6 protein-coding genes (1 of these 6 only partly in view) are annotated in these 5060 nt (G+C 65.2%); all 6 read left to right on the forward strand.

Annotated elements, in window-relative coordinates:
* Nucleotides 1–999: the 3' portion of a ThiF family adenylyltransferase gene (locus FTE24_RS03260; protein WP_160441635.1), read on the forward strand. 39 nt of this gene lie to the left of the window's left edge; the window shows 999 of its 1038 coding nt (coding positions 40–1038); the start codon falls outside the window, past its left edge; it ends in the stop codon at nt 997–999.
* A 109-nt stretch (nt 1000–1108) separates the two neighbouring features.
* On the forward strand, nt 1109–1732 hold the full coding sequence (gene thiE / locus FTE24_RS03265; RefSeq protein WP_150234286.1) for a thiamine phosphate synthase: 624 nt from the start codon (nt 1109–1111) through the stop codon (nt 1730–1732).
* Between the two features lie 8 nt (nt 1733–1740).
* Entirely contained in the window at nt 1741–1941 is a 201-nt protein-coding gene (gene thiS / locus FTE24_RS03270) for a sulfur carrier protein ThiS (RefSeq protein ID WP_141447721.1), read from the forward strand.
* A gap of 4 nt (nt 1942–1945) precedes the next feature.
* The gene (locus tag FTE24_RS03275) at nt 1946–2818 is read left to right on the forward strand and encodes a thiazole synthase (RefSeq protein ID WP_272915051.1); all 873 of its coding nucleotides are present in this window, start codon (nt 1946–1948) and stop codon (nt 2816–2818) included.
* A gap of 14 nt (nt 2819–2832) precedes the next feature.
* Nucleotides 2833–4113, forward strand: coding sequence for an FAD-dependent oxidoreductase (locus FTE24_RS03280; RefSeq protein WP_150234284.1), 1281 nt, complete (start codon nt 2833–2835; stop codon nt 4111–4113).
* A gap of 121 nt (nt 4114–4234) precedes the next feature.
* On the forward strand, nt 4235–5060 hold an 826-nt coding region (locus tag FTE24_RS03285), incomplete at its 3' end, for an S-layer homology domain-containing protein (protein ID WP_160441629.1).

The following is a 5060-nucleotide window of genomic DNA, read 5'->3' on the forward strand; positions in this document are numbered from 1 at the left end:
TACTCCCGGCAGAAGCTGTTCGCGCCGATCGGCGCCGAAGGACAACGCAAGCTGTCGGAACGCGCCGTGTGCATCGTCGGCATGGGCGCGCTCGGCACGGTGCTCGCGAACCATATGGTCCGCGCCGGCGTCGGCAAGGTGCGCATGGCGGACCGCGATTACGTGGAGCGCAGCAACTTGCAGCGGCAGATGCTGTACGACGAAGAAGACGCGGAGCGGTCGCTGCCCAAAGTGGTGGCGGCAGAGAGCAAGCTGAAGCGGATCAACTCGTCCGTGGAGATCGAAGCGGTGTTTGCCGATGTGACGCCCGGCAATATCGCGCAGCTGCTGGACGGCGTCGACCTGGTACTGGACGGAACGGACAATTTCCGGACGCGGTTTCTGCTCAACGACGCCTGCTACGCGCACGGTATTCCGTTCGTGTACGGCGGCGCCGTCGGATCTAGAGGGATGAGCGCGATCTTCGTGCCGGGCGAGACGCCGTGCCTGCGCTGCTTCATCCCGACCGCCGATTCCGGCGGCGAGACGTGCGACACGGTCGGCGTTATCGCGCCGATCGTCGATATCGTCGCGTCGTATCAGGCGGCCGAAGCGCTCAAATATCTCGTGGACGACCGCGAAGCGCGGCGCGGCACGCTGCTGTCGATCGACGTCTGGAACAATCGCCAGCACGAACTCGGTTCGGTGCGCGCGCGGCCGGACTGTCCCTGCTGCGGGCTGCGGGAATATCCGGCGCTCGCCCGCGAAGCGGAGACGACGCTGTCGCTGTGCGGCCGGGATTCGATCCAGATCGCGGGGCACGCGCCGTTCGAGCTGGAATCGTGGCAGCGGCGCCTTGCGCCGGCGGCGCGCAGCCTCAAAGCGAATCCGTACCTGATCCGCGCCGAGCTGCCGGGCGGCGAGCGGGTCGTGCTGTTTGCGGACGGGCGGGTGCTTGTGCAGGGGACGGACGATCCCGTTCGGGCACGCACGATTTACGACCGGTATATCGGGGATTAGGCCGGGTCGCTGGGTAGGGAACACGCAGACGGAAGACAGAAGCATAGAACGGAATCGGAATCGGAATTGAAATCGAAATCGAATAGGAAAAAACAGGGAGGCGAATCTTTTGCAGGAATTCAGATTATATGCGATTACCGGCGAGAACTTTCATCCGGGACGCGAACTTGCGTACGTCATGGAGCAGGCGATCATCGGCGGCGCCGACATCGTCCAGTTCCGGGACAAGCACAGCGATCCGGCGGAGCGGCTGCGCAAAGCGCGAGCGCTGCGGGAACTGACCCGGCGTTACGGCGTTCCGTTTATCGTGAACGACCATATCGACCTGGCGCTGGAAGTGGACGCGGACGGAGTGCATCTGGGACAGGGCGACGTGCCGCTCGAAGAAGCGCGGCGGCGCATGGGCTCCAAAATCGTTGGCATCTCGACGCATGCGATCGAAGAAGCGCTGCTGGCGCAGGAGCAGGGCGCGGACTATATCGGAGCCGGTCCCGTGTACGCCACGCAGACCAAAGCCGACGTCGTCGCGCCGGTCGGGCTCGATTATATCCGCGAAGTGTCCGAGCGGATCGGCATTCCGTTCGTGGCGATCGGCGGCATCAAGCTGCACAACGCGGACGACGTGATCGCGGCCGGCGCGACGCGGCTGTGCGCGATCAGCGAGATCGTCGGCAGCGACGATCCCGCGGAGGCGTGCCGGGCGTTTATTCGCAAACTGGACAGGAAAGGGTGAGTCTTCGAATGGTGGAATTGATCATAAACGGAAGCAGGCAAGAGCTGGAAGCCGCCACTTTGGCGGACGTCGTGGAGCGGCTCGGCCTGACCGGGCGGCCGATCGTGGCGGAAGTGGACGGCGAGGTGCGGACGTCGGAGCAGTGGGCGTCGACGCCGGTCACGCCGGGCATGAAGATCGAATTGGTCCATTTTGTGGGAGGAGGCTGAACCGATGAACGAATATGAAAATGAATACGACAACGGCCAAGCAGCAGCGGGAGCAGAGGTTCGCGCCGACTCGGCGCGGCCGGCAGAACGGATCGAACCCGGAGGCGACGGCTGGAGTCTCGGCGGCCTGAACATGCAGTCGCGCTTTTTCCTCGGGACGGGATTGTTCCCGAACCCGTTCGTGCAGACCGAAGCGATCGCCGCGTCCGGCACGGAAGTGCTGACGTTCGCGATCCGGCGCGTCGATCTGGAAGCGGCGGAAGACGATTCGATTCTCCAGCATCTGGAGCAGGGCGCTTACCAATTTCTCCCGAACACGTCGGGCTCGCGCACGGCGGAAGAAGCGGTGCGGATCGCGCGGCTTGCGCGCGCGTCGGGACTTAGCGATTGGATCAAGGTGGAGATCTGCGCCGACGAGCGGACGCTGCTGCCCGATCCGATCGAGACGCTGCGGGCGACCGAGATTCTCGTCAGGGAAGGCTTTACGGTGCTGCCGTACATCTCGGACGATCCGGTCATGTGCCGGCGCCTGGAAGAAGCGGGCGCGGCGGCGATCATGCCGGGCGGCGCGCCGATCGGCACCGGCCTCGGCATCTTGAATCCCTACAATATCAGCCTGATTGTCGAGCGGTCGAACGTGCCGGTTATCGTCGACGCGGGCCTCGGCACGGCCAGCGACGCGGCGCTGGCGATGGAACTCGGCGCTTCGGCGATTCTGATGAACACGCCGGTCGCCAAAGCGCAGGACCCTGTCGGCATGGCGCGGGCGATGCGCCTTGCGATCGAAGGCGGCCGGCTCGCCTACCTGTCGGGGCGGATGCCGAAGAAGCGGTACGCGTCGGCCAGCAGCGGCTTCGAGTCGCTGATCGTGGAATGAGCGGGAGAGCGGCGATGAACGATTCGTTTCTCGTGCTCGGCGGAGGCATCGTCGGCTTGTCCTGCGCGCTGGAACTTCGGCTGCGCGGCGCGGACGTAACGCTGCTCGAAGCCGGCCCCTGCGGCGGGCAGGCGTCCGGCGCGGCGGCCGGCATGCTCGCGCCGTATTCCGAAAATCCGGATTCGCCGGACGAGTTCTTCGCGCTGTGCCGCGCAAGCCTCGACCTGTATCCGGCCTGGCAGCGGCAGGTCCGGGAGCTGTCCGGCCGGGACTTCGAATATACGGAGTGCGGCAGCCTGTACGCCGCTTACCACGAAGCGGATCTGGCGGCGCTCGAGCGCCGGCTGGACTGGCAGCGCAGCCGCGGATCGAGCGGCACGATCCTGCGCGGCGGCGAACTGCGGGCGGCCGAGCCGGGCTTGTCGCCGGACGTGGTCGCGGCGCTGCATACGCCGGAAGAGAGCCATATTTACGCGCCGGACTTCGTCGAAGCGCTGAAAAGCGCCTGCGTGAAGATCGGCGTGCAGATCCGCGAACGGCTCGGCGAGCTGGAGCCGACGCAGTGGGCACGCGGCGTGGAAGTCCGGGCGAGCGGCCGGGGCGAAGACGGGGCATCCGGGCTTGGCGCGCGGAACGCCGGCGCGGAATCGGGCGGGGAGCGGCAGCCGGCGATGCAGACAGGCGGGCAGGGCGCGCGTGAAGGCTGGGCAGCCGAACGCAGCCCGGCGGACGCGGCCGGAGCTTCCGGCGCGACCTTCCGGGCGGACCGGCTCGTGGTCTGCACGGGGGCCTGGGCCGGCGGATGGGCCGGCCGCTTCGGGCTGCGCCTGCCCGTGCAGCCGATCCGCGGGCAGATCTGCGCGTACGCCTGGGGCGCGGAGCAGGTGCCGCTGCGGCACATGGTGTTCGGCAGCCAGGGCTATCTGGTGCAAAAAGCGAACGGAACGCTCGTCTGCGGCGCGTCCGAAGACGTCGCGGGCTTCGATACGAGCGTGACGGAGCGCGGCATCGCGCGATTGACGCGCTGGAACAAGCGGATGCTGCCCGCGCTGGAAAAGGCGCAGCCGTTTCACCGCTGGGCGGGGCTGCGCCCGGCGACGCTCGACGGCCGGCCGCTGATCGGGCGGCTGCCGGGCGCGGAGCGCGTGATCTTCGCGGCGGGCCATTACCGCAACGGCATCCTGCTGAGCCCGGTGACGGCGAAGAGGGTCGCGGACTGCGCCGAAGGACGGGAAGCGGAGCCTTGGCAGCACGCTTTTCGGCCGGAACGGTTCGGCTGGAACCCGGCAAAGTGAGGCCGGGTTCCGGCCAACCTCAAATTTACTTCAAATTTCAATATTTTCATTATGAAAGCGTGGGCTCCGGTCGATGTCAACAAGGTAGGATATTCGGCGAATTCAGAGGAGATCATAAATAATGGAGATTAATTGGAAAGCCTGGCTGGTCGCAAGCGCCATTTTGACAGCAGCAGCAGGAACAGGCAGCACATCTGCGTTTGCGGCGGCCCCGAGTACGGACGTATCGTTCAATGACCTGGCCGGCGTATCGCCGGAACAGACAGAGGCGATCCGGGAAGCGGCCCGTCTCGGGTTAATCAAGGGCTTTCCGAACAACGAATACAGACCGGGGCAGGCGCTGACGCGCCAAGAGTTTGCGATCCTGCTGGTCAAAGCATTGGAGCTGCCGCTTGCGAGCGGCACGACTTCTTCTTTTACAGACGTCACCGTGGCAAGCTGGAGCCTTCCTTATATTGAAGCGGCTCGCCGGGCGGGTCTGATGAACGGAAGCGGATCGGCTTTCCGGCCGCAATCTTTCGTGTCCCGCGAAGAAATGGCTTCCGTCCTGCTCCGCGCCGTAAACGGGCAAAATACATCCGGCGGATTGACCGTTAACCCCTCCTCGATCGGAGCGGTCAGCAGCTGGGCGCGCGGCTCGGTCGAAGCGGCCGCCCGCCTTGGATTGATCGAATCTTCGTTCGCGAACCTCAACCTCAAAGGACGCGTGACCCGCGCGGACATCGCGCCGTTCCTCGTCAACATCTTCCCTGAAAAAGAAGTAACGGCTACCGTAACGTCCGTAAGCGGCGATACGATCATGATCGACGGCCGCCCTCTGCTCGTGACGGATTCGCTCAAACGACTGCTGCTCGGAAGCGACAACGTTCAAGCTCTCGAAGGCGCGAAATTGATGTTCAAAACGTCGCGTCACAGCGTGGGCGGAATCAGCGAAATCGAGATCATGG

This window comes from Saccharibacillus sp. WB 17, from assembly GCF_008634075.2.
GTDB lineage: Bacteria > Bacillota > Bacilli > Paenibacillales > Paenibacillaceae > Saccharibacillus > Saccharibacillus brassicae.

Bases quoted from the DNA above. Each gene is read 5' to 3' on its own strand.
- FTE24_RS03280 (WP_150234284.1), top strand. From the start codon at position 2,833: ATGAACGATTCGTTTCTCGTGCTCGGCGGAGGCATCGTCGGCTTGTCC.
- thiS (WP_141447721.1), top strand. From the start codon at position 1,741: ATGGTGGAATTGATCATAAACGGAAGCAGGCAAGAGCTGGAAGCCGCC.
- FTE24_RS03275 (WP_272915051.1), top strand. From the start codon at position 1,946: ATGAACGAATATGAAAATGAATACGACAACGGCCAAGCAGCAGCGGGA.